Origin of the sequence: Paenibacillus sp. S29 (genome assembly GCF_049319765.1) — a bacterium.
Taxonomy (GTDB): domain Bacteria; phylum Bacillota; class Bacilli; order Paenibacillales; family Paenibacillaceae; genus Paenibacillus; species Paenibacillus polymyxa_B.
On sequence record NZ_JBMOUI010000007.1, the window covers coordinates 269904 to 296022 of the forward strand.

Annotated in this window: 24 protein-coding genes and 1 riboswitch; of the genes, 7 read left to right on the forward strand and 17 right to left on the reverse strand. The window is 46.6% G+C overall.

What is annotated here, in order from left to right; genetic code table 11:
- Positions 1-135 precede the first annotated feature (135 nt).
- The 7 genes from ACL9RM_RS14735 to ACL9RM_RS14765 all read right to left on the reverse strand — a co-directional run bounded on the left by ACL9RM_RS14735 (position 136) and on the right by ACL9RM_RS14765 (position 7304).
- A complete protein-coding gene (locus ACL9RM_RS14735; protein WP_250266620.1) occupies positions 136-978 on the reverse strand; it encodes a MetQ/NlpA family ABC transporter substrate-binding protein in 843 nt (280 codons plus the stop codon).
- A gap of 74 nt (positions 979-1052) precedes the next feature.
- On the reverse strand, positions 1053-1721 hold the full coding sequence (locus ACL9RM_RS14740; RefSeq protein ID WP_013311839.1) for a methionine ABC transporter permease: 669 nt from the start codon (positions 1719-1721) through the stop codon (positions 1053-1055).
- Positions 1718-2740: a methionine ABC transporter ATP-binding protein gene (locus ACL9RM_RS14745; protein ID WP_165148501.1), complete on the reverse strand. Its 1023-nt coding sequence runs from the start codon at positions 2738-2740 to the stop codon at positions 1718-1720. Before ACL9RM_RS14745 ends, ACL9RM_RS14740 begins: the two co-directional genes overlap by 4 nt.
- Positions 2741-2876: 136 nt before the next feature.
- Positions 2877-3016: riboswitch (SAM riboswitch) on the reverse strand.
- A gap of 125 nt (positions 3017-3141) precedes the next feature.
- Positions 3142-3867 (reverse strand): Cthe_2314 family HEPN domain-containing protein, encoded by a 726-nt coding sequence (locus ACL9RM_RS14750; RefSeq protein WP_250266622.1) that lies wholly within the window; start codon positions 3865-3867, stop codon positions 3142-3144.
- Between the two features lie 51 nt (positions 3868-3918).
- Entirely contained in the window at positions 3919-5685 is a 1767-nt protein-coding gene (locus ACL9RM_RS14755; RefSeq protein WP_250266623.1) for a UbiD family decarboxylase, read from the reverse strand.
- A gap of 129 nt (positions 5686-5814) precedes the next feature.
- On the reverse strand, positions 5815-6684 hold the full coding sequence (locus ACL9RM_RS14760; protein WP_237166381.1) for a COX15/CtaA family protein: 870 nt from the start codon (positions 6682-6684) through the stop codon (positions 5815-5817).
- Between the two features lie 275 nt (positions 6685-6959).
- Positions 6960-7304, reverse strand: coding sequence for a thioredoxin family protein (locus ACL9RM_RS14765; protein WP_025723593.1), 345 nt, complete (start codon positions 7302-7304; stop codon positions 6960-6962).
- Between the two features lie 236 nt (positions 7305-7540).
- On the opposite strand from ACL9RM_RS14765, the gene ACL9RM_RS14770 reads away from it, so the two are divergent.
- A complete protein-coding gene (locus tag ACL9RM_RS14770) occupies positions 7541-8830 on the forward strand; it encodes a DUF2515 family protein (RefSeq protein WP_250266624.1) in 1290 nt (429 codons plus the stop codon).
- 17 nt (positions 8831-8847) lie between these two features.
- On the opposite strand, the gene ACL9RM_RS14775 is transcribed toward ACL9RM_RS14770, so the two are convergent.
- The 7 genes from ACL9RM_RS14775 to ACL9RM_RS14805 form a co-directional block, all read right to left on the reverse strand.
- Positions 8848-10473 (reverse strand): putative polysaccharide biosynthesis protein, encoded by a 1626-nt coding sequence (locus ACL9RM_RS14775; RefSeq protein WP_250266625.1) that lies wholly within the window; start codon positions 10471-10473, stop codon positions 8848-8850.
- Between the two features lie 138 nt (positions 10474-10611).
- Positions 10612-11091, reverse strand: coding sequence for a DUF456 domain-containing protein (locus ACL9RM_RS14780; protein ID WP_061829850.1), 480 nt, complete (start codon positions 11089-11091; stop codon positions 10612-10614).
- 51 nt (positions 11092-11142) lie between these two features.
- Positions 11143-11892, reverse strand: a complete 750-nt coding sequence (locus ACL9RM_RS14785) for a Cof-type HAD-IIB family hydrolase (protein ID WP_061829851.1) — start codon at positions 11890-11892, stop codon at positions 11143-11145.
- Between the two features lie 82 nt (positions 11893-11974).
- The gene (locus ACL9RM_RS14790) at positions 11975-14053 is read right to left on the reverse strand and encodes a peptidoglycan D,D-transpeptidase FtsI family protein (protein WP_250266626.1); all 2079 of its coding nucleotides are present in this window, start codon (positions 14051-14053) and stop codon (positions 11975-11977) included.
- A gap of 187 nt (positions 14054-14240) precedes the next feature.
- Entirely contained in the window at positions 14241-16325 is a 2085-nt protein-coding gene (locus ACL9RM_RS14795) for a peptidoglycan D,D-transpeptidase FtsI family protein (RefSeq protein ID WP_250266627.1), read from the reverse strand.
- 20 nt (positions 16326-16345) lie between these two features.
- Positions 16346-17497, reverse strand: coding sequence for a transglutaminase domain-containing protein (locus ACL9RM_RS14800; protein ID WP_250266628.1), 1152 nt, complete (start codon positions 17495-17497; stop codon positions 16346-16348).
- Positions 17498-17513: 16 nt separating this feature from the next.
- The gene (locus ACL9RM_RS14805) at positions 17514-17996 is read right to left on the reverse strand and encodes a hypothetical protein (protein ID WP_250266629.1); all 483 of its coding nucleotides are present in this window, start codon (positions 17994-17996) and stop codon (positions 17514-17516) included.
- Between the two features lie 223 nt (positions 17997-18219).
- Between ACL9RM_RS14805 and ACL9RM_RS14810 the strand changes: the two genes are divergently transcribed.
- Positions 18220-19392 carry an MFS transporter gene (locus ACL9RM_RS14810; RefSeq protein ID WP_250266630.1) on the forward strand — a complete coding sequence of 391 codons (1173 nt, stop codon included), beginning with the start codon at positions 18220-18222 and terminating at the stop codon, positions 19390-19392.
- A 419-nt stretch (positions 19393-19811) separates the two neighbouring features.
- Positions 19812-20156: a toprim domain-containing protein gene (locus ACL9RM_RS14815; RefSeq protein ID WP_061829857.1), complete on the forward strand. Its 345-nt coding sequence runs from the start codon at positions 19812-19814 to the stop codon at positions 20154-20156.
- 90 nt (positions 20157-20246) lie between these two features.
- Here ACL9RM_RS14815 and cyoE read toward each other — a convergent pair whose 3' ends face one another.
- On the reverse strand, positions 20247-21191 hold the full coding sequence (cyoE, locus tag ACL9RM_RS14820; protein ID WP_013311855.1) for a heme o synthase: 945 nt from the start codon (positions 21189-21191) through the stop codon (positions 20247-20249).
- A gap of 203 nt (positions 21192-21394) precedes the next feature.
- Here cyoE and ACL9RM_RS14825 point away from each other — a divergent pair, with 203 nt between their 5' ends.
- On the forward strand, positions 21395-22378 hold the full coding sequence (locus tag ACL9RM_RS14825) for a metal-dependent hydrolase (RefSeq protein WP_250266631.1): 984 nt from the start codon (positions 21395-21397) through the stop codon (positions 22376-22378).
- A 252-nt stretch (positions 22379-22630) separates the two neighbouring features.
- Here the strand turns inward: ACL9RM_RS14825 and ACL9RM_RS14830 are convergent, their stop codons facing one another.
- On the reverse strand, positions 22631-22852 hold the full coding sequence (locus tag ACL9RM_RS14830) for an alpha/beta-type small acid-soluble spore protein (protein WP_013311857.1): 222 nt from the start codon (positions 22850-22852) through the stop codon (positions 22631-22633).
- Between the two features lie 121 nt (positions 22853-22973).
- Here ACL9RM_RS14830 and ACL9RM_RS14835 point away from each other — a divergent pair, with 121 nt between their 5' ends.
- A complete protein-coding gene (locus tag ACL9RM_RS14835; protein WP_007431986.1) occupies positions 22974-23141 on the forward strand; it encodes a hypothetical protein in 168 nt (55 codons plus the stop codon).
- Between the two features lie 43 nt (positions 23142-23184).
- On the opposite strand, the gene trpS is transcribed toward ACL9RM_RS14835, so the two are convergent.
- Positions 23185-24174, reverse strand: a complete 990-nt coding sequence (trpS, locus tag ACL9RM_RS14840; RefSeq protein ID WP_061829859.1) for a tryptophan--tRNA ligase — start codon at positions 24172-24174, stop codon at positions 23185-23187.
- A gap of 451 nt (positions 24175-24625) precedes the next feature.
- Between trpS and ACL9RM_RS14845 the strand changes: the two genes are divergently transcribed.
- Both ACL9RM_RS14845 and ACL9RM_RS14850 read left to right on the forward strand, forming a co-directional pair.
- Positions 24626-25591 (forward strand): aldose 1-epimerase, encoded by a 966-nt coding sequence (locus ACL9RM_RS14845; protein ID WP_250266632.1) that lies wholly within the window; start codon positions 24626-24628, stop codon positions 25589-25591.
- 90 nt (positions 25592-25681) lie between these two features.
- A complete protein-coding gene (locus ACL9RM_RS14850; protein ID WP_013311861.1) occupies positions 25682-25918 on the forward strand; it encodes an alpha/beta-type small acid-soluble spore protein in 237 nt (78 codons plus the stop codon).
- Positions 25919-26119 lie beyond the last annotated feature (201 nt).

Here is a 26119-nt window from a genome sequence, read left to right on the forward strand (position 1 = left end):
TCCTGTTCACAGAGAACGGTCACCCCCAAGTATAAAATATTTAAGCTTCCCCTACAACTCCATCCAAAAAGAAACCCCCAGTCCTCTTGTTCAAGAGAATCTGGGGGTTGCGTGCAATGCGTTCTCGTTCCCTACTTAAAATGCCGGGATAATTGCGCCTTGGTATTTATCTTCAATGAATTTTTTAGTTTCTGGAGATTGCAAAGCTTTAAGCAGCTTCTGAATCGCTTCGGAATCCTTATTATCAGGACGTGCTACCAGAACGTTAGCATATGGAGAATCCTTGTCTTCCAGTGCCAGTGCATCCTTCGTAGGGTTCAGCTTCGCTTCCAAAGCGTAGTTCGTGTTGATCAACGCAATATCCACTTCAGGCAACTGACGTGGCAGCATAGCCGCCTCAAGCTCCTTGAATTCCAGGTTTTTCTTATTTTCAGTAATATCTTTTACTGTAGCTTCAATGTTGCTTGCGTCTTTCAGCTTGATCAGACCTTGTTTCTCCAACAACAGCAAAGCACGGCCTCCGTTTGTCGCATCGTTCGGAATGGCTACGGTTGCGCCATCTGGAAGTTCATCAAGCTTTTTATATTTTTGGGAGTAGACGCCGAAAGGCTCCAGGTGAACCGCGCCCACAGAAACCAAATCCATTTTGCGCTCTTTGTTCATCACATCCAAGTAAGGTACATGTTGAAAGAAGTTAGCATCCAGCTGCTTGTCAAACAATTGAACGTTCGGCTGTACATAGTCGTTAAACTGAACGACTTGGAGGCGAACCCCTTCTTTTTCCAACTGAGGCTTGATTGCTTCCAAAATTTCCGCATGTGGCACAGGAGAAGCTCCAACTTTCAGCTCCACTTCACGTGGTGATCCGCCTGTATTTTCGTTCGCATTGTTTGTATCCGATGTTGTGCTCTTTGTACCGCAAGCAGCCAGCACCGCAATTAATGTCAAGCTTAATACAGCCAATACCCATTTCTTCATGTTATTACCCCTCCAATAATTTGTAATATTCAGGAGCAAACGTCCTGATCAATAAGGATATCTATATGTTTTCCCTATTTTCGAGTATAATGCCGCACGAGGCGATCTCCCGCCATTTGCAGCAATTGTACCAATACAACCATCAGCACGACCGCAACGATCATTACAGCCGTTTCATAACGATAATAGCCGTAGTTGATAGCCAGTGTACCTAGTCCACCGCCCCCGATCATCCCGGACATTGCCGTGTAGGATACGAGTGTAACGACGGTAATGGTTAATGCAGCGAGCAGACCCGGAAGTGCCTCACGTAACAGCACACGCCGGATAATTTGTCCTGTCGAGGCACCCATCGCTTGTGCGGCTTCAATGACGCCCTTGTCCACTTCACGCAGAGACGTTTCGACAAGACGTGCAAAGAATGGGGCAGCCCCGATAACCAATGGCGGAATGGTTCCCAGCACCCCGGTCGAGGTACCTACCAGCGATCGTGTAAAAGGAATAAGTGCAACGATCAAAATGATAAAGGGTACGGAACGTAAAATGTTAACGATAAATGATAATACAATGTATATCACCTTCATCAGAGTCAACGAGGAGCGGCTCGCCAGAAACAATAATATACCAAGCGGCAAACCAATAACGAGGGTGAACAATGCAGATGCCCCAAGCATCTGAAGGGTTTCCAGCGTAGAATTCCCTAGCTCTTCCCAACTCACTTGTGAAAAATCAAGTTCGCTCATTGTCCAATCACCTCCACATCAAGCCCTTGCCCAGACACTTCGCGCAACGTATGCTCTATATCCTCATGATTTCCTTCAAAACGAACGATTAGCTGTCCATAGGGTACATTTTTAATCGTAGATATAGTTCCCTGCAAGATCGCAAAATCAACACCAGTACTTCGAGCCGTACGCGACAGAATCGCATCATATGTTTTGCTGCCCAAGAAGGAGATACGCACCACCTGCGCCGACTCGCCGCCACCCGCTGCCGCAATCGCTGCTTGCAGCTCCTCGGGATGTTCTGACTCCCGTTGAATAAAGTCCTTGGTTACCTGGTGCTGCGGCTTCAAAAATACTTCCGCCACCGGACCTTGCTCCACGATGTCGCCCTGATGAATGACGCCAACTTTATCACAGATGCTTTGAATGACATGCATTTCATGTGTAATCAGTACGATGGTTAAATTAAAGCGCTGATTAATATCCAGCAGCAATTTCAGGATAGACCCCGTCGTCTGCGGATCAAGCGCTGAAGTCGCTTCGTCACACAGCAATACATGAGGATCACTAGCCAGCGCCCGTGCAATTCCTACCCGTTGCTTCTGTCCACCTGAGAGCTGTGACGGATATTTTCCACTGTGTTCTTCGAGACCCACCAATTCCAGCAGTTCACGAACCTTCTTGTCCAGCTTCTGCTTGGGCGTGTTTACCAGCCGCAATGGAAATGCAATATTGTCATACACCGTCGCCGAGGACAACAAATTAAAATGCTGAAAAATCATTCCGATTTTTCGGCGCTGCATTTGTAATTGGGATTGACTCACAGTGGTGAGGTTTACCCCGTCTACCCATACTTCACCTGAAGTAGGGCGTTCCAATAAATTAATACAGCGGATCAATGTACTTTTCCCCGCCCCGGAGTGACCAATCACCCCGAATATTTCTCCACGCTTTATAGAAAGATTCAACCCAGACAGCGCATTAACGCGTCGGTTACCTTTGCCATAATGCTTGGTTAACTGCTTAAGCTCTATCAACGTGCTGCGACCCCCTTCACTTCTTCCTTACCCTTTTAACCAGTTGTCATCTCTCAGGATTGTATAAAATCGCTATTTATTTATACAAAAAAGAGCCCCTTTCACAGAATGAAAAGGGCCCCACCTTGCGAACCTTTTCTCATCTGCCAAAATCGCTATAACTCTAGCGGTTTTGTAGGAATTAGCACCATCATGTTCCCTCCCAGTGTATTACACCGGGAAAGAACGGGTTGCCGGGCTTCATCGGGCCAGTCCCTCCACCTCTCTGGATAAGAAAAATATGTTAAACTCCAGCTTTAGCTGTCCGTTAAGTTTATATAAAAAAATATAATTCAAGCATTTTTCTGAAACTAGGTTTCAGTATAGATAGTTTACATAGCTTTGTCAAAGGATATTTTCTATCATATTTTTGGGCGTACTGCCCGGTTCTCCCATTGTTTCGCAGTATAAGTAAAGGCGTTTGACAGCGACCGACACACCATTTCCAAGCCCTGCTGCAAATCTTCCAAATGGTGATCGAGGTCCTCCAGTTGGATTTTTCCATACAAAGCTCGGTGTCGTTGCCAGAGATCATCCTGCATTTCCGTATTCATATAGTGTATCTCCGTATTCCGACGCTTACGCAGCCGATTGATGGCATCGTTGTATGTGTCCTTGATATCAATTAAATTATCGGTCAATACAGGATGCATTTTGAGATACTTGAGCTGCCGCAACACGGTAAAATACGAATAATGAGCCTTATACTGCCCTGTTTTTAAATCACACAGATCATTCAGCCAGTTACCCAGCTTATCTAAAATGGAGAATACCCTCACAAACCCATCTTTATAAAAGAAAACATATAATGCATAGTCGGATTTTTCATCCTCGCTCATATCTTCAGCATATCCGGCTTTCACTTTCATACGGAAAAAGGCGGCAGCATGATGGCTCTGCTCCAGTTCATCCAGAGATGACATTAGACCGCGTGTCAAAATATCCGCCTTCCGAAAATCGTGGGTCGGATCTCCACCAGCCTGAATTTGCCGCTCCAGCAAGCTCAACATATCTGACATGCTATTCATGGCATCCAGCAAGATGCCCTTGTTCACACGTGGCGGCTCACCCAGTAGCTTGCGTATCATGCTTACGCCTCCTTATAAATGTAAAATCCGGCTGTAGGTTTCATTAGGGCGTCAAGCGAAATAACTCGTCCATCGTTGATCTACAAGCTTAACAATATCCTCACGCGGTAACACCTCATCCGGATACCCCGGCTTCATACGCGCATCCACTACAATCGGCAGCTTATAGTTCAGATGATGCAAACGCACTTCGCTGTCCGCGTACATATCCGTAGCCGGGTTAAAGCGTGTGAACACCGTCCACAGGAACGAGGCTTGAGAGCGAACAACTTCTTTGGCATCGTCCACAATAAAGACGAGCGGCCACTCTTGCTCACCCGCTGCTAGTCGCTCCAAAACACGTGCCGCCAGCTCAGGTTCCTGCTCAAAAGACGCACCCGATACGACGAGGCATCCTCCGCAATAGGGCTTAATTTCACGAATTCCCGGCAGATCGCCTCCCTCATAAGCACGAGACAATTCACGTACAGGCTCACCTATCCCCATCAGGATCGCCTTACTACCATGATTCAGCTTGCGGCCTGTGTAATCGAGTGTATCGTGTGACGTGTGATTGAAAATAAATAAATCCGTTGCTGGATTAAATCGCTCCAGAATGGTTTCCAGCAGCAGGTTAAAGTCAGATAAATCAATTACTCGATCCGTCAGCATCAGGAACTTGGTCAACGATAATTGACCTTGACCCAAAATAGTAAAACCGGATACAAGCGCTTCACGGGAGTAGCTTTCACGTACGACTGCCGCTGCCAGCGCATGTACGCCCGTTTCCGCATACGCCCACAGGGACTTGACGGAAGGCATCACAAGCGGATATGCAGGCGACAGCAGACGTTGCAAAAACTCACCGAGATAGTAGTCTTCTTGCCGAGGCTTACCTACAATGGTTGCCGGATAAATGGCATCCTTGCGGTGATGCATATGTTTGACATGAAATACAGGGAAATCATGCTGTAATGAATAATATCCAAAATGATCACCAAACGGGCCTTCCGGACGGCGTTCATGAGGCGGCACATAACCGCTGATTGCAAATTCTGCTTCTGCTGGAATCCGGTGACCCCCAAGCGGATCTTCTGTCATGGGCAGCTTGCCTCCCATAATAAGCGAAGCCAGCAGCAGCTCAGGCAAGTTTTCCGGTGCTGGAGCAATGGCAGACGCAATCAGGGCAGGCGGGCCACCAATGATAATCGTCGTAGGCAATGGCTCATTACGCAGCTCCGCTTCATGATAATGGAAACCGCCGCCTTTATGAATTTGCCAGTGAATGCCCGTCGTCTGATCATCATAAATCTGAATGCGGTACATCCCCAGATTATGATCCTTGGGCTGACCTGGCTTCTCGGTATACACGAGTGGAAGCGTAATAAACGGCCCTCCATCCTCATGCCAACTGGTCACTTTAGGCAGTGGCGCTAACGGAGCCTCTGTACGGCGAACTCCCAATACAGGGGCCTCGCTGTGAGATACTGTTTTTAGCCCTACTTTTAGCATGTCCTTAATCAGGCCACGTTCATTCCACAATGCTTTGGGTGTAGGTGGAAACAATGTTTTGGTGGCTCCGACAATCGCATCCATCAGTTGCTCAGGTCGCGGGCCAAAAGCCATATCTACACGGCGATTCGTGCCAAACAGATTACTGGCTACAGGAAACGGGGTTCCTTTTACATTCGTGAACAGCAGTGCCGGCCCTTCTTCCTCAATGACTCTTCGATGAATCTCAGCCAGCTCCAAGTAAGGATCGACAGGTGCCTCTATAATTTTAAGATGATTTTCTTTACGCAGCGCTTCAATAAATTGGCGCAAATTCTGGTAGATCAACTGGACGACTCCTCCTAAGCAAATCAAGCCCTCGAGAAACTCGTGGGCCTGGTTTGTTTCTTATATGCTATTATACGTGTTTAAACGCCTCTTGGGCAAAAATCCGCTTCACTATGATCTATGAAATGCTTAGGTACGTTGTGCTTGGGTCGGAACAAGCTTGCGGTCCGGTGACAATTGCCATACACGATAGCTCAGATAAGCCAAAACGGAGAACAACGATGCAATCACCAGCATATGTCCCAGCACGATAAACATGTAGATTTCAGGTCTGTTGACGTACAACAAGATAATTCCAATCACCACTTGAAGCAAAATTAACAAGACCGACACGACACCCAATATACGGATATCTCGGTGATTCGGGTGATAACGGTATGAGTAGTGACCCACAGCCAAGATAATGACGAACAGCAGACCGGCTGAAATCTGATGAAGCAGCAGTGGAGATATGAAGCCCCCAATATTTACAACCTTCTGGATGACCGAGTGACTAAGCAACGCCCCTGAATAGACAGCAATATAGGTATAGATCGTCGATAGCCATATAAAGTTGCGATAGCCCCGACTGACACGCCCAGGAATCAGACGCGGAGTGTGGCGTGAGTCCGCGTGCTCCTGCCAGGCCCCCAGCGTCATCATAGTTGCACTGGCAAAGGCGATAAGCGCAAAGCCAAAATGCAGTCCCATGACAGCAGCCGATTGGGAGAAAATGACAGCCAACGCCCCCATGGCACCTTGTATGATGACAAACAAGAGCGTGAGCAGCGAGAATAGCTGTAAATCCTTCCGATGCTTCATAAACAGCAAAAAGCCAACAAATGAGGCGATAGAAAGAATCCCGGCCATGGCACTAACGGAACGATGAGAGAACTCAATAAGGGATGCGATCGTATGTGCCGGAACCAGCTTGCCATTGCAAAGCGGGAATTCCCGGCCACAGCCAAGACCTGAATCCGTCCGTGTCACGACACCTCCACCGAAGGTAGCCAAAAACATGACAATACATGTTACGAGTGCCAGCCATTTTAATATTCTAATTTTGTTATTCAAATTCACCCGTATCCTTCCAAATATAATATTTATTCACTTTATATGTTGTGAAATGATCACTTAAAGTAATTATAACTGATATATCGTTCCTTGACATACGAGCTTTGTTGACAAAATGTGAACGTGTCCGTGAGAAAGCCGCCCCCTTAGAAGGAAGCGGCTTTCTGAATGTCTTGATGTTTAAAATTCACTTTGTAACCTTCATGCATGTACAGCATTCATTATTTTGCCAAGCTCGCATGGACTTCAACAGCCCGATCCAAAAATTGCTCAATCTCCTCGCGGGATTTGCGCAGTCTGTTCACCAGACGTACCAGTTCTCTGCCTTCACTGTAAGCGATAAAGCTAGGAATACCCAATACATTCTGCTCTTGACTGACGCTTTCGGCCTGTTCTACATCAATCTCAATTAATGTAAGCTTATCTGCATATTGTTGTTCCACATCAGGCATGAACGGATCAATGAAATGACAATCCCCACACCAGTCCGCCTTAAATACAGCCACCGTTACGCCGGGAGTAGATATTGCCTTATTAAAGTCTTCATGAGAGACGATTTTTTGCATGGATGATTCCTCCTTAAATTCTTTTTATGCTGAAAAGATTGCACTTTCTATTGTAACGCCAAGTGAAGCTTTTGCACACTCCCCCATTCTGCTCACATGCCGATTGGAAGCCCTCTCATTGAGGCATACTAAAGATATACTTAAGAATCCACATGAGCGACGACATCCTAACAGCATACCCAACATACTTGGCAGGATACGGGGATGCTTGCAATTGGAAAGGAGGTTATTTAGTCATGTCTCTTACCGAATGGCTCCATACAGCATCTCGACAGCTTCAAGGAGGGCTAAAGCTACTGGGTTCCGTTCCCCGTGTTGCAGAGGAAGCTTGGGAGGGCAAACGGGCGGCTTGGACCGAATCCCGCAAATTACGCTACCCCTTGCGTCAACTAGCGTGGGATTATCATACAGCACAGGCCGCTATGAATGAAGCTGAAGCGTTAATGCTGGTGAACGGACCCGCTACGCGTCCCTCTTCTCTGAATATGCCCTTATGCGAAACAGACTGTGAGCTGCTGGAGCGGATCAAAAATGATACAGCACAGGAGAATCGCAGCAACGTCACCCGCACGGCCGCTTACCTTGAATGCTATCGTGGCTACCCGGAGTTACACTGGGCATTACTGGCCCACCTGGTTTCTCGTAATGGCGGCTATAATATGACCGATCTGAAAGGGGGACTGATTGGCAACCTGTTTGGCGAACAGGAAAAGGAATGGCTGTATCGGCTACTGGAGCGCTGTAATGCCCTTATTTTTCAAGATGCTTACCCGCAGTTGCAACTTTACATGCACAGCCGTCATTTGGGTCGGAGTTGCTTTCATTTGTTGCCTTATTTTCACGTTTCGCCATTCATGAAGCCCTTTTGGGAACGTTTTTGGGCTTGGCGGGATAGCTCTCTGTTGACTGTTGCGCTCATCATTAATGAACAAAACTATATTGAAGGACGTGTGGTAAAAGATCCGTATTTTCAAAAATTTGTGACACACAAGCCGGGCTTTTATTTGCATGACTGGCTCCAACTTAATCAGGTTATATTTCCACTTGGGCTGAACGGTGGACTTGCTGGACTAGTGATGGAGCGTTTCGGCCATTTGGACGAGCGGATCGGCTTTGGCAAAGGTCTCTATGCTATGCTCTTCGGCCATCAGCAGGTGCTGGACCAGGTATCAGCATTCGCTAACAGTGTGCCACATACGGGTTCACGCAGCGACTATTGGCCCGGATTGTTCACCCCGAATGAACAAAAAGCGCTGCACTCTCCAGATGAAAGTGCAACGCTTTTAGCACATGAATGGCTACCGCCAGGACAACGTCTGTACAGCCCGGAGCTGAACGCCGTCTGGTCCGATACAGCTTATGATCCAATCCCCCGTTATGATTGGTTTCAGGACGGCTCCACACTTGGGCATCTGAGCGAACCAAGGCGACCCCTGTTATTTGCCATGCGCCATGAGCATCGCCACGGCATCCAAAAAACAGCAATGGCCCACGTTGCCCATAACAGCTTGCAACCTTTCCACTGATAGACTAGAGGACTCTTTTAGCCTCGTTGTCCTGTGGATTCACGCTGTAGGCGCATTAACGGACGCAGTACCTTTTGCAACATACGTGGGTAGTTGCCTAGCTCGTCCCTGCGCAATACGCGCAGTACAACCAGCAACAGCAAGTAGCATACCAGTACAGCTGCCCCGGCAATACAGCACGCGATCAAGAAGGCCACACGCGCAGGCATCAGATGCACCAGCAGAATACAGGCTTCATTTACACCGTATCCGATAGCTCCCGAGACGACGACTGCGGTTAAGAACCCTGCCCAGCGACGGCCCATGATGGAAAAGGAGACGATCCCTTTAAGCACACGTAAATTCAGTAACGTGATCACGAGGAAACATAATCCGGTTGCGGCAATGATCCCGTAAATCCCAAGCCAACCAGCCAGCAGCCAGCTCGCTGCAAACTTGACGACGATACCGACCATGACATTAACCATTGAAATACGCGGCTTGCCCATACCGATCAGTATTGAATTAGAAGTCATCATCGTAATCTGAAATATCGTTCCGAGTGTCAGAACAGCGATGATACCACTGCCTCCAAGCGAGCTAAACAGTAAACCATTAATAGAATAGGCGGTTACACATAAAGCTAACACAATTGGCATTCCAGTCAAAATAGAGATACGCAAGGCCAGCGTCATCTGATTTTGTAAATGCTGCTCATCCTTACGAGCAAATGCCGCTGAAATGATCGGAATGAGCGATTGGCTGAGCGCAATGGCCAAAATCGGCGGAATTCCCGCCACACTCTGTGCCCGAGAGCCTAGATAACCCAACTGAGTAGTCGCCTGATCCAATCCCACTTGACCAGACAGCAGTCTCACCACAATCGACGTATCAATAAAGTTGACCGCCGGAACCGTCAGAGACGACAATACAATGGGAATGGAAAGCTTGAAAATATCTTTGTAAATGCGCATCATCGGTAGCGCGGAGCTTTCCTCTTGGAATTGATCTTGACGATCCTGGCGACGCAATTTCACCGTGTAGTACAACATGACCGCTAGAGCGCCAAGACTTCCCATGACACCCCCAAAGGAGGCCCCGGCTGCAACCTCGCGATCTCCATAACCCAGCTTCAAAATAATAAAAGCGAGTATAATAGCGGTCGCTACCCGTGCAACCTGCTCCACAATTTGTGAAATTCCGCCTGCGGTCATATTACCGCGCCCTTGGAAGTATCCACGCATCATAGCAATGGCAGGGAACAGTAGTAATGCTGGTGCCAAAGCCTGAATGGCCAAAGCGGATTGCGGAACCCCTGCTACATGCTCGGCAAAGTAAGGCGCTCCAAAATACAGCAGCGCTGTAATGATAATGCCTGCCGCGGCTGCGAATATCAAAGCCGCACGGTACACACGTCGCGCTTCCGAAGGCCGATCCAGTGCATAACGTTCTGAAACCATTTTGCTCAATGTGCTTGGAATACCGGCCGTAGCCACTGTGAGCAGCATCAAATAAGCGTTGTTCGCAATGGTAAACGAGGCGTTCCCTACGGAACCGAGCAGATGCTCCAATGGAACACGCTGTACCAGACCAAGCACTCTGGCCACCAAGGCAGCAGCGGCTAAAATAAGCGTACCTTTAAGGAATGTTTCTTTATTGGACAAAATGCGTTCCCTTCTTTCTTGCTGTTCACACGCATGCAAAAGCCCCGCACAAACAGTCATGGCCTGAGCCATCACCGGTGCGGAGCCGCATGTCGATTCTGTCTCTGCAAATCATAATAAACGAAAACGAATCTCGGGTCATAACACCCAAATCAAGAATACAATAATCATGGCAAGCTGCAAAATCACTTTCATCACGGTGCTGGTGAAGAGGCCCAATACGGAGCCAAAGCCCACTTTAATAGCTCGATCCAGCGGGGCTTTGCCAATTAGCTCACCCAGCACAGCGCCGATAAATGGCCCCAAAATCAGACCAAATGCCGGAATAACGAAGGGGCCAATAATAATCCCGACAGTGCTGAGGATCGCCGACAGACGCGAGCCGCCAAATCGCTTGACTCCCCAGGCATTCACAGCATAATCTGCAACAAAAAGGGCAACAACGATTAATGTTTGTATAATCCAAAACAATGCATTGTATGGAGCAAACGAGAAAAACCAGCCGTATACAAAAAATGCAAAATAGATGGCGAGCGCCCCCGGCAATACGGGATATACCGCCCCAGCCATGCCCACAATGAACAGCACAATGACAACAATCCAGCCTACAACGTCCATGGGTCTCCTCCTTCTCGTTCATTCATCCTGCTTGCTGCATCATTCGTTTCATTACACAAGCACATAATCACGGATCACTTCTACAATGCCGTCGTCATTGTTCGAAGCCACGACCACATCAGCGGCTTCTTTTACCGTATCCTGAGCATTCCCCATTGCTACGCCCAGTCCAACCGCTTGAATCACAGCCAGGTCATTCAGACTGTCGCCAACGGCAACCACCTGCTCCAGAGTAATGCCAAGCAGATCGCACACTTCAGCGATTCCACTGGCTTTGGATATACCAGCCGGGTTAATTTCCAAATTTGTCATCGAAGAATTGGAAATTTCAAGTCCACCCATGTCCTGAAGCTTAAGCAAAATTTGGTGGCGAATTTCGTCATTTTCCGTATTATAACCGAATTTAAGCCACTCCTGTGTGTCCAATGTATCCGGCCAACGATCCCTGTTATATAATTCCTCTGTTGAGTACGCCCAGAACCAGGAGCCTGTTTCTACAGCAATCTGGTGCATCTTGCGAACGAGCTCCTTATCAAGTAAATAACGGCGCCACAACTCGTGGGGTGATTTCCACACCTCACTGCCGTTTACGGTTACCATTGGCGTCTCCAGGCCGAGTTGCTGACCGTAGGGCAGAGCATGCATGGCTGCACGTCCGGTGGACAAGCATACATGAATCCCTTCCTGAATCGCCTTGTTAATCCAGTTAATCGTTTCCAAGGAAATTTCATGATTATCATTCAGTAAAGTTCCGTCCATGTCGAGCGCAAGCAGTTTGTATTTATATTGGTTTTCTCCCATAGTCTCTCTTCCTCCTGTATGTCCCTTATGTCCAACGACATTTTACCATGAAAAAGAGAAGCCCACAAAAGTATTCAAGACCTTACTTGGCTGCCACAGGCTTTTTAGGAGTACCATCTAGCCCATATACTTCGTCATACGCATCAAATATTTTACGTGCAACTGGCCCCGCGCTCGTCGCACCAAAGCCCCCTTCAGGAATGATGACCGCTACCGCCAGCTTCGGATTTTGACGTGGAGCAAAAGCGATGAACACCCCATTATCTTTAACCGTACGCCCCACCACCTGCTGAGAAGTTCCCGTTTTGCGGGCATAATCATAAGGAAATCCGTTAAAGGCTTTAACATCCGTAGCCATACCCCGAATCACTGTATTCCAGTACGTATCTGAAAAGGCGACCTCATTCAGCACCTGCGGCTTAAACTCACGTACGAGATTCCCCTGATCATCTACAATTTTGCTGACCAAATGAGGCTGCATACGCTTACCCTTTGTTGCCAGCACAGTCGTATACTGGGCTAACTGCATGGCCGTATACTTTCCCTGCTGACCAAAGGATGCCTGCACCAAACGTGTCATTGCACTTTCATGCTTGCTCGTATACTCAAGTCTGCCTGCCCACTCGCCCGGCAGATCTACTTCTGTCGGTACGCCTAATCCAAATTCCTTCATATACTTGTCCCATACGTCAATTCCCTGATGCACCCCTGCATTACTTCCGTATTTGTCATACATTGGCTTGCCGATCATATCTACCATAAACGTATTCGACGAGACCTCAATCGCCCTGCTAGGTGTCAAAGAACCATACACATGTCCGCTAGAATTCCCAACCCGGCTGGAGCGATTTTTGCCGTAGTACGCACTTCCCGTATCCAGATAAGTTTGTCCGGGAGAAAACAGGTTTTCCTTCAACCCGATCAGCACGGTTAGCGGTTTAATGGTTGAACCCAAAAGCACCGAGGATTCTGGATGTGGACCCGCTTTTCCGCTAGGCACGGATTTAATTGTTCCATTTCCCATTTTATGCTGAATTTCGTCATATACCGAAGGCGAGGTACTTCCACTTTTCCATACATTAGAGTCATAATCCGGCATACTGGCCATTGCCACGATATTTCCGGTCTCTACCTCCATCGCTACAGCGAAGCCAGTGGTAGCGTCTTGATGAAGCTTCCCCGATACGGCATGAGTATGAAGCCAGCGAAGCTGATCCATAATGGCCTGTTCGGTTTTCTGCTGAATTTCCTTGTTGATGGTGGAATATAAATGATGTCCTTTTTCAGGAGGAGTAATGGATTCAATGCCCTCTGGCATGCTGCGAGGATTGACCTCTACTGTTTTATATCCATTTTTTCCTCTCAGCTCGTCCTGGTACTGAAGCTCCAAGCCATCATATCCAACCGTTTCACTTTCCAGGTAAACCTGTTCTGGTCTTAGAACCTCCGAATTAGCTTGGTACAGCTCTTTATATTTGGTTCGGTTCGCACGGGCTCCTTTGAACTTGTACATATATCCAATCGCTTGGACCGCTACCCGATCCGGGTCATAATGGCGGACACTTTCTTCTACTACCTCCACGCCAGGAAACTCTGTCCGATGCTCCAGAAAATAAGCGATTTCCTCCTGACTCAGGTCGGATTTGATCAAACGTGGGGTAAACCCCCTATATTGATTATAGTCCGGGTCCAGTCGCTTTTTTATTTCCTCTGCATTGAGCTGCTCTCCTTCGGTACGCCCCAGTTCGTTTAATTTGGCAGCAAGCTTGGTAGCAAAAGCATTAAGCTCAGGGAGCAGCTTTTCCCCTGGTTTACGGTCTTTCTCCGTATGCTTGCTATAATCCTTAGATAAAGTTACATATAGGGACTGTACTGGAGTCGAATACGCCAGCTTAACCGTACCTGTGGAATCATAAATCGTGCCGCGACTCGGAACTAACGGGACATTTTTCGTATTTACGGATTGCTGCTGACTCTTCAGCTCGTCCGATTGTACAAACTGCAATACAGCTAGTCTGGTAATGATCAGGGCAAACAGCACAAAAGCACTAAAAAACAGTAGGTTGGTTCGTAAAACCGTCCGTTTTTTTCGTGACTCTTCATCCTCTTCTTGATTTTTCTTTTTGAATGAAAACTTTTTATCTAAACTTCTTCTGTCCATATTAGCTGCATTACTCCTTCCAATAGGTTCATATTCCCTGATCCTACCATATCTAAAACAATAAACGATGAATTCTAAGATGACAATTTTGTAAGAAAACGTAGAAAAAACATAAAAAAGCTTCCCTCAGCCCAAAGGCTAAGGAAAGCTTTCATGAAATGACATCGTATAAAATCGTATAAAATGATTATGGCTGTTTGATTGCGTTAGAATCGGTTGCTGTTTCAACCTTTTTCTTAGGTACCCCGTCCAAACCATATACTTCATCGTAGGCATCAAATATTTTGCGCGCTACAGGTCCGGCACTAAAAGCCCCGAAACCTCCTTCAGGAATGACAACCGCTACTGCAAGTTTGGGATTCTGACGTGGCGCAAAGGCAATAAATACCCCGTTATCCTTCAGTTTACCGCCTACGCTTTGCTGCGATGTCCCCGTTTTACGAGCATAGTCGTAAGGGAAACCATTAAATGCGCTGACATCTGTTGCCATTCCGCGTATGACCTCATTCCAGTATGCATCCGGGAATTTCACTTCATTCAGCACCTTCGGCTTAATCGTTTGAACTACATTGCCGTTAGTATCTTTAATCTGACTGACCAAATGCGGCTCCATCCGTTTGCCCTTGGTAGCCAGTACAGTGGTATATTGTGCAAGCTGGAGCGTTGTATACTTACCCTGCTGTCCAAAAGAAGCATACGCTAATTTGGACAAGGCCGATTCCTTACTTTTAGGTCCATACTCTCTCAAACCAGGATATTCCGTAGGTAAATCTACACCCGTAGACACCCCTAGCCCAAATTCCTTCATGTAGCGGTCCCATACATTCACACCTTGATCTTCCTTGGCATTATTAATGTACTTGTTGTACAATCTTTTGCCCACCATATCGACCATAAATGCATTGGAGGAATGCCGAATGGCAGAAGCCGGGTCTAACCCCCCGTACACATGACCGGAAGAGTTTCGAACTCGTGACGAATTGTTACGCCCAAAATAAGCCGCTCCTGTATCCTGATAGTAGGATGAGGTACTGAATAGATTTTCCTCCAGACCTATCAACACAGAAAGGGGTTTAATGGTGGAGCCCAGAAGAACAACTGACTCTGGATGTTGACCCGATTGGCCCGATCCGAACGAACGAATAGTACCATTCAAGTATACATTTTGTATTTTTTTGTAATTATCACTGGATATATTTCCAGTCTGCCAGTAATTTGCATCATAATCTGGCATACTGGCCATCGCTACCACATTTCCTGTGTCCACTTCCATAGCCACAGCGAAGCCTGTTTTGGCATAAGGATGTGTCTTGCCAGATACAGCGTGTGAATGGAGCCATCTCAATTGATCCATAATGGCTTCTTCAGTCTTCACCTGAATTTCTTTGTTAATCGTAGAATAGACATTATTTCCTTTTTGCGGAGGAGTAACAGAATCTACACCTTCCGGCATATTACGCGGATCTATCGGAACGGTTTTATAGCCATTTTTCCCCCGTAATTGTTCCTGATATTGAAATTCCAGTCCATCAAAGCCAACCGATTCGTTATCCATATAAATGAGGCCCGGATCATTTTCAGCTGACATAGATTTTTGAATATTCTTATATTTAGTCAACGTTTCACGCGCACTTTTATAGCTTTTAATGTAGCCAACCGTTTGAACAGCTACCGTATCTGGATCATAATGACGTACCGTTTCCTCTACGACATCTAAGCCTGGAAACTCACTTTTATGCTGCATAAAATAGGCAACTTCATCTTTATTAAGATTCGTTTTAATCAGACGCGGCGTAAAACCGCTAAATCGCTGATAGTTCCGATCCATAGCGTCCATAATTTGTTCTGCCGTCATTTTCGGCTCATCTTTATTACCATATTGGGCAAATCGATTTGCCAGCTTTTGTGTCATGTTTTCCAGCTCAGGCAACAGCTTTTTATCTGGATTACGCTTTTCCTCCACGCTGTCACTATAGTTCTTGGAGAGCGTGATATACAGCGATTGTACAGGTGTAGAATACGCCAGTCTATTCTGCCCGGTAGAATCATAAATTGTTCCGCGAATCGGCGTAAGCGGTACATTTTTGGTAACATTACTGGCCTCCTGCTGCTTAAGCTGAGGTCCATCTACAAATTGAAGTATCGCCAGTCTTACAATAATGACCGTAAATATAATGAACGAGCTGAAAAAGAACAGATTGATCCGAAAGCTGAATCTTTTTCGATCAGACGTCTCGTTGTCTTTTCCCTGCTCGTTGTCTATCTTTCTCATGTGCCCTTTTCCACTCCTTATTAAATCACTTTATCCTTGATATGTGTTTGGGCAAAACCAGGCGGATTAAACCAGTCCCCACTTTGCGCCCAGGTCGGGTCTAGCGGTACCCACTGATCCTGTCCGCTCAAATACACTTCATTCCATGCATGGGAACCGTATCCTCCCTGTCCGTTATATCCAAGCCCTGTCACCACCTTGACCTGTAGTCCCTGCGACCGAGCCATCATCGCATACAGGCGGGCATAATCAATGCAGACTCCTTTACGTGTATCAAACGTATCTCTAGGGGTCTGTTCATGCCAGTCACCACGTTGCTCATAGGCCTCTACCTTACTGAAATCATAGCTAATACGAGTACCTACCCATTCATACAACGCTCTGGCTTTTTGCTCATCACCGCTCATCCCTTGCGTAATCTTGGCTGACGCCTGACCGATATCGTTCGGAATTTCCCGGTCAATCATTTCGTATTTACGCTGCAGGATACCGTTTAATTCCTTGGTAACGGCCTGCGTAAATACGGGCAATTTATCCTTAATCAGTGTACCGGATAACGGCTCAATGACCGATTGCGCTCCCTGCTTATAAATCGGTGAAGCTTGGACGTAGCTGCTAAACCCGCTGTCTGGATACAGACTTACGCCGATGAATAGCAGGGCTATAACCATGATAGCGCGTGCTCCACCAATAAGAGTACCTATTCCAGCCCCTGCCACCCTGCTGAAAAAGCCTGATTTTTTTTCATGTTCATGGAAAGAAGAATCTGACTTACCACCTACCATCAACACATAAATTGCACGTAGTACAAATTGGGCGATCGCATAACTGAGCATGAACAATACGGCGAACCGCAGCAGCGGGAACCCCTCTAACCCTGCCACCAACGTATAATAAAATTGCTCAATCCCACTTAGTTCTCGCTGAGGCAAATGTTCCATGTAAGCCGCCAGCCATTGTTGTACCTTCGGTGAAAGCCACATGGCTAATCCGAGCGAGCACAAAATACCCGCCACAGTCAGTATGCCATCTACAATAAGACTGAACAGCGCCCCTACAGATCTGGAAGCTCCTCGTCTCCAGCCCTGAATCAACGACAGCAGTACAATGACAATCAAAAACACCGTCACGCCATTCCAATGAAGAATAGGCTCCAGCCAGGATGGTTTCATTGTGTTCCTCCTGTCTCTACGGCGACTGCGGCGACTGTGTTACAGCCGAGCCTTTCGCACCTTCGATATATTTCTTGACGGTATCGCCCATACTCCACTCGCCCAGCGACATCCCCTGATACCATACCTTGACCTTGTCACCATCAAATGGACCTTTCACTTCCAAGTTGGAGCTGGTTACCGAAAACGTACCATCCGCGTTGGATGTGTATCGGGCATCCCGTCCCTCTTTGATCATCATGTTCAAAGCCTCGCTCTGAACCTTGTTAATCGCATCATCCTTTGCCTGAGTAACGACCTTGCCGACCTGTTCAAAGGAAATGCCACTGTAGATAAGCAAGCCTGCAATGACGACAATGACAATCAGCCATTTTACGAGAGTTCTTACAATCTTCAATATGACTAACAGTAGGACAAGCCCAATTAATATATACATCCAGTTATCCTGAACGATCTGCCAATTATGTTCCAAAAACTCTGTCCAGACGCCCTTATCCATTTCGCTACACTCCCGTTTTCAACTACATCATTTAAATCACAAAATTGTCTCTGTAATTATACATGATTACGTGATGCCCTGTCAGCTTAGCTCTTGTACATACCTTGTTATTCAATTCTTGTCCATACAAAGTGGTCTATGTTCGTCCACTCCAGCGTACAACTTAGGAAGGGCCAATACGTCGTGCAACATGAAAGTTTACATTAGGGAAGGGGGTCATCCCATGAAAACAGCCCTCTGGCTGTATCTCTTTTTATTCATTGCTTTTTTCGATCTGCATGCACAATATCCTATTTTGACACCATTCGCTATCTCCCTGGGTGCAGCACCTACTTTTATTGGCTGGATGATGGGGATTTACTCTCTAACTCATCTGCCTGGTAATTTGATGGCCGGCCCCAAGGTCGACAAACACGGCAGCCGCCGATATATTATGTTCAGCCTAACAGCCGCAGGCATCATTCTTGTCATTCAATCATACATCCACACACCGTGGGAATTACTTTTTCTTCGGGCAATTAGCGGTTTTGTGTTGGCCTTTTTATCTCCGGCCTGTCTAGCCATGTTGGCACAGCTATCCGATCATCCAGTTACGCAGGGCAAATATATGTCGGGACATGGTGTCGTTCATACGTTGGCCTCTGTCCTGTCTCCAGCCGCTGGCGCTTTTATCGTAGCCAGTTTCGGCTTTAGTGAGACGTTTAGTTCCCTTGGCATCATTCTCGTAGTCACGGGGCTTATGGCTTATTTCACCTTGCCCAAAACAGCACCCGCTCCACAGGCCCAATTATCTGATGGTCATGCGACACCTGCTCCGCTATCCGGGGCACAGAAGACGCGCTTACCGTTCAATTGGCGTTACCTGCTCCTGCCTTTTGTTTTGGCGTGTGCACAAGGCATTTTATTTTACGAAATTCCATTACGGAATAACGGTTCTGCTTCCATGATGTCCACCGGATTGCTCTTTTCCATCATCAGTTTGGGAGCACTTTGTACGCTCAGCCTGCTGTTTCTGAACAAATATTCACCAATGGCGCGACTACTTTGTGGCATTATTTTGATGTCTCTAAGTTTTTACGCACTCGCCACCACGCCCGAAGCGGCGATTGGTATCATACTTTTTATTTTGGGAACAGCCAAAGGCATCATTTTCCCAGCGCTAGCCTCCCTTTTCATACAAATTGGAGGTGCGCGACTGGGCAAAACCTTTGCACTCCAGTCTATTGCAACATCTATCGGCTCCTTTGCCGGACCTGTACTGGCAGGACAGCTACCCGATCACATTTCTCCTTTTTTTATCGCATTTCTGATTCTGACGGCTGGCCTGCTATTCGTTCCTATTAAGCGATTATCTCCGACGCCGCCACTGTCTGCTTCAGGACCTTATCATTCCTAGCTAGTCTGAGGGCAGTGGTATGCTAATATGCTACCTTTAAAGCCCAAAATGTCGTTTCAGAGGGCAAATGCACAGTACACTATCCCCCTATCCACATAGACTATTTTGACTGAACATTCACTAACAAAGGGAGGTGCAGCCTGTGAGCCACTGTCATCCTGTAAGCCCTTGCCCTGTTTTCGGAACTTCAACTGGCACCATTCTTGTTCTTTATATTTTGCTCGTCATCATTCTCCGTACTTGCTGGATTTAATGTCTGAATTGCCCTAACATGTTGCCCCTTGTACCCATGCCTGCCACTTCTGGCAGGCTGTTTTGTTATTTTTTGCATGAGAACCCTATTTGGAGCTACACTATACACATATTCTTCATTTCCCGGGGAATTTCGAGCATATGTATCAGACAAGGGGTGAGCTTAAATGGCGATAACCGTGATTGTTGAAGGGAAAAATGACCGCAGCAAACTTCGCCGATTACTTGACCCGGAGGTTCACATTTTATGCACCTTCGGTACACTCAACTCTATAAAACTGGAATCCCTCCACAAGCGGGCCAAGCACGACGAAATATATTTATTTATGGACAATGACAGCTCAGGGAAGAAAATAAGGGGTGTGCTTGCAGACTCTTTTCCGGATGCCTGCCATATGTATACCCGCAAAGGATACGCTGGCGTAGAAGGCACTCCAGACGAATATGTGATCGCTCAATTGGAAAAAGCAGGGTTGGAAGAATACATTATATACCCGCCACCTGTTCTTTAGTCTTGAAAATAACAAAAAAGCTGTCCTCAGGCTGCTTTCATGCCTGTTGGACAGCTATATGGTGCACTATAAAATGCCTCTAAAATGACATTAGAACTTATGAACCGTATCGACGATCATCAGCAAGAAGCTGAGTGTCAGATGGTTAATGGAAAAGAAAAATACTTTTTTTGCCCAGGAATCCGTTTCTTCTTCCTTAATCGTAAAACCTTTAAAGGCATAGAATGCCCACAGCACGGACAGTAACACGGACACGATCATAAAAATCATACCGGCATATCCATAAGCATACATCAGGATGGGTACCGGAATCAGCAATACAATATAAGGAATCATCTGAATCTTGGTCCGATGGATACCTTTTACGACTGGCAACAACGGAAATCCTGCTGCGCGATATTCCTCAACTCTGCGAATAGCGAGCGCCCAAAAGTGAGGCGGCTGCCATAAGAACAGGAGAGCGAATAAGAGCCAAGCGCCCATATCAATACGACCCGAAGCGGCCACATAACCAATCACAGGAGGCATTGCACCAGAAATACCGCCGATGGATGTGCTCCATGTAGACGAACGTTTTAACCAAAGTGTATAAATACCGACGTAAACGAACATACCAAGTAATCCCAGTAACCCTGCCTTTACACCAGAGAAGAAGAATAGAACAGCTAACCCGACAACACCCAAAATAATAGCGTATGACAACACCGTTGTAGGGGTCAGACGCCCTGTTGGCAGTGAGCGATTACGTGTACGTTCCATTTTCAAATCCAGCTCACGGTCAAAATAGTTGTTAAAAACACAAGAAGACGCCATAACCAGCATTGTACCTAAAAGTGTAAGAATTAGCTTTATATAATCAACGTCCCATTGCGATGCTAACCAAAAACCACCAAAGGCTGCAACCAGATTGGTACGAAGGATGCCTGGCTTGGTAACTGTAATAAAATCTTTCCAAGTGCCCGCTTTGCCGGGTGGTTTAGATTTTACAGAATAGGTAGCCGCATCCGAAGAAGTCTTATAACTTATATTATCCATTGTGAGTAACTCCCCCTTAGAGATGTATGAATTCGGGAGTAAGTTGAACTCCGATATAAATTTTATCATATACCTACCCCGAAAAGTTTGACAGAAAACGCACAAAACGTTCACAATTCCGATGGCAAATCGCCCCTGCTGATCGTTTACAGTAAATTTGGGTAGTAATAAGTACAGGAAACAATACAAAAGGAGCGACAGATATGGATACAGCCACACACTTTGTCATGGGAATCGGATTGGCCGGGCTGGCCTACACTGATCCTGTCGTCGCCGGAGATCCAAAGTTGGCCGCAGTCGTACTGCTCGCTACAGTCGTAGGGTCGCAAGCTCCGGATTTTGACACTTTGCTTCGGTTGAAAAATAATGCAGCCTACATTCGCAATCACCGTGGACTGTCGCATTCAATTCCCTTCTGGTTGATATGGATCTTGTCCATAACAGGACTGATTTGCCTGATCTTCAGAGATGTGCCCCCAGGTCATGTAGCATTATGGGTAACGATTGCTGTCTGCCTGCATGTATTCACAGATTTATTTAATACGTACGGAACACAGGCATTCCGGCCGTTTACAAACAAGTGGATATCTTGGAATATCATCCATATTTTCGATCCCTTTATTTTTGGCACCCATGTTGCTGCGATTATGCTGTGGGTCACCGGATTGATTCCACCCGCTCCCTTGTTTATTACGCTGTACGTTATTATTGGCCTATATTACATTTGGCGAACCTGGAGTCATTTTATAACCAGAAAAGCGGTACGTGATATGGACAATGAGCGTCAGGAGGGCGACATCTATTATATCATTCCCACCGTATCATGGAACCGGTGGCATGTGGTAAAAGCTCATCAGAATGGAAGTTATGACATTGGCGGTTTAAATGGCAAACACTTATTTTGGACGAAACATGCAATTCCATCCACACATCCTGCCGTAGAAGCATCCAAATCCTATCGCGATGTGCAAGCATTTCGCTATTTTTCCTCTTTTGCCGTTGCCGAGGTGGAAGAACTGGAATGGGGCTACATTGTGCGATGGGGAGACGTCAGGTATCGACACCGGAGACAATATCCATTCGTGGCTGTGGTCGCGATGGATAAGCAGTTCGGACTGATCAGCAGCTATATTGGATGGCTCAGTGACGAAAAGATGCAAAAACGCCTTTCCCTGCATACGAATTAAAACCTGCCTACAAGCTAACAACAAGCCGTATGAACAACAGACAGCAAGTCTCCCTTCATCTGGAGCTTGCTGTTTTTTTGGCCATACGCGTAATAAATCACATCTCATGAAAGCGCCCTCTTGACGAAGCGGACTTGCGTGATTCACAATGGTGATAAGCCATGCGTAAAAAAATCCGGAGCATGATCGCTCCGGATTTTCTTCATCACAGTTGCTCATAATACAGCTTCCAAGATGGAGTGTTTATGTGTATTACTGCAAACGGCTGCTGCCCGACAAGGATTGTTCTGCTTGTTGGACCAGCTTTTTCGTGATATATCCCCCAAGAGAACCTGTTTCGCGGGAAACAACATTACCGAAGTAACCGTCCTGAGGGATCGTGATGCCAAGTTCTTGAGCTGCCTCATATTTTAATTGTTGTAAAGCGGCGTTGGCCTGCGGTACTTGCAGGTTGTTTGAACGACGTCTGCTCATATTTGAATCTCCTTTCAGTTCTTTGTGAGTGAGGTTCATTGCAAGCTTGCAAGATTATTATGGCTCGCTTACAACTACTTATTCCTGAAATTCAACATTCGAACACTGGAGGTTTTTACCAATGAGCAAAGGTTTATCCCTATGGTTCGCCGTTTCATCCATTGTCCTGCTGACCGCAGCCGCTATATCCATCAGTTATTCCGCATGGCTTGCCATTCTACTGGGACTATTATCTGTCGGCAATATCGGCTGGGGTTTCGTGGTCAAAGCCCGACAACGCCGCTCCTAATCCAATCCTTTAAAAGGCCTAATCCGTTTCGTCTCAATATGCTTTAGCGTACACGTGGCAGAAAGCCCATGCGCTCTTTGACCGCAGACAACGTGACTTCAGCCGCTTCTTGTGCGCGCTCTGCGGATTGGGCCAAAATACGTCCAATCTCACCGGATTCCCGGATGTCACGATAGCGTTGCTGAATCGGTTCAAGCATAGCTACAACGGTCTCTGCCAGTTCTTTTTTAAATGTTCCGTACATTTGACCTTCATAGCGATCCTGCACTTCTTGGAGTGACAAACCGGAACACTGGCTGTAGATGCCCATCAGATTACTAATTTCCGGTTTATTGGCCGGATCATATCTAACCTCACTGCCGGAATCAGTAGTAGCGCGGCTGATTTTCTTGCGTATGACTTTCGGTTCGTCTAGTAGCGCAATAAAGCTGCCTGCATTCGGATTGCTCTTGCTCATTTTTTTGGACACATCATCCAGGGACATAATTCTCGCCCCTACTTCAGGGATATACGGTTCAGGAACAGTAAAATAATCTCCATAACGGTGATTAAAGCGACCCGCCAAATCGCGTGTCAGCTCCAGATGCTGTTTCTGATCGTCGCCTACCGGGACGAGATCCGCGTTGTAGAGCAAAATGTCAGCTGCCATCAACGATGGATATACGAACAGCCCTGCTCCTACAGAGTCCTTGCCTGCTGCTTTGTCCTTAAACTGAGTCATACGTTCCAACTCGCCCATATTCGTCAGTGTTGTCATCAACCATCCCAACTCAGCGTGCTGAGGAACATGGGATTGTAAAAAGACATTGGATTTTTCCGGGTTAATACCTGCTGCGATAAATAATGCTGCTACCGCCTCCGACTGCTCACGTAATTGAGCCGGTTCCTGCGGTACGGTAATTGCATGAAGGTCTACGACCATAAAGTAACATTGATGATCCTCTTGCAATTTGACAAAGTTTTTCATGGCACCAATGTAATTGCCCAAAGTAAGTTGTCCGCTAGGCTGAATACCTGAAAGTACAGTTTTCATATTCTTCCTCCTCAGTATTTCAAAATTAGAACGCAAAAAGGCCCCGCATCCTCAAGGGACGCGAGACCGTGGTACCACCCTTATTCATTGCCGTCAGCCTATTACTTGTCGGAGCTATGCTCCGTGGCTGCCTGCAATCTTAAAGCTCCGTTAACGGGGAGCAATCGGCCGTCATACTGAGGACAGTAAATTCCTGTTCTGTGCGGCACTCCAAGGTCCATTCAGCAGTGCAGGCTCACCGGTTCCCATCCACCACCGGCTTTCTGAAGAGCTTATGCGAAAGCTTACTTGTCCTCATCATCGCGTTATCCATGTCATTACTTTCAAAACTACATTAATGATAATTCCGCATAATGTTATTGTCAAATGACGATTGTGCCCTACGACCAAAAATCTGTTATCATAATGACACGAAGCTTCAACCGATTATAGTGGACAAAGGAGCATGGATATGAAACAAGTGACCAAAGAACACTGGAACGGTTACGACACGTATGTTTTACATAGTGGTGAACTGGAAGTTACGATGATCCCTCGCCTCGGGAATAATATTATTTCAGTGCGTGATCTGAAGCTCGACCGGGATATCGTACGTCGGCCCGGTGAGGAAGAATTGGCTTTCTATTTACAAAAGCCTTATCATTTTGGCTTGCCCATTTTGATTCCTCCAGGCCGAATTCGCAAGGGACAATTTGAGTTTGACGGTGTTCCTTATCAGTTCGACCGAAATACAGCCAATGACAATCATATACACGGTCTGCATCGTAATCAGTCCTGGCGCTGCAGTGATATTGAAGAGGATGAAGAAGGTTGCAGTGTTACTACCGAGCTTTTAACAGAAAGTGATCCGCATTGGATGGAACAATTCCCCATTCCTTTACGTCTGGAGATGACGTATCGTTTGCAGGGTGCTGTATTAAGTCAAACGCTGCGCGTAACGAATTTGGGTGAAAAAGCAGCCCCATTTGGCTTGGGATATCACACTTGGTTTATGGTGGACGGAGAACCTGAGCGCTGGCGTCTAAAGCTACCTGTGAACGGCGTATATGAGCAGGATGCTGAACAGCTACCTACAGGTATCATTACTTCGTTAGATGACTTGGAACAGCTCTCTTCGGGATTTTCTCTGAAAGGAACAGATCTAGACACTCTGCTGCGGGCAACGGAAGGCCCTGCTGAAGCTCTTTTGACTCGTGACGACGGTTATCAAATCCGCTACACAGCAGATGAGCAATACTATAAGTATTGGGTTTTATATACCAAAGGTGAATGCGACCAGTATCTTTGCATTGAGCCTTATACCTGTCTGCCTGATGCGCCCAATTCACCTGATCCTGTCGGGGAAGCCGGACTGATCCGTTTGGAGCCTCAGCAATCCATCGATCTCAAAACTCAGATTCATATCATATATCCGTAATTTTCCTCTAGTCACTTTTCTTCCTTCGGCGCATATTTTCATAACTCTGTCGCATACTAACCTCATCACAGCCGAAGGAGGTGACTACACATGAATGAAGCTAATCAAGGCAGAAGCCGTCGCAGTAACAACCTAGTTGTTCCTCAAGCCAACAACGCATTGCAACAATTGAAATATGAAGCTGCACAAGAGCTGGGCATCACCATTCCGGCAGATGGTTACTACGGTGACATGCCATCCCGTGAAGCTGGTTCTCTGGGAGGCTATATCACTAAACGCTTGGTACAGCTGGCCGAACAGCAATTATCAGGTCGTTCAGGTCAATAAGCGTCATTATTCCACATGAGCATTCCGTTCATCGTAATTTACCAAAATGTGTTATAACGGGTATATAACAAAGGCGGTCTTCCTTAGGAAGGCCGCCTTTTCAGGCTGTCGAGAAAGTCTCGATAGCTTTTTTTATGTTCATTTTATTTAAGACGACACCGCGTTAATGTTGTATAATATAGGTAACTATTGTAGAACGGA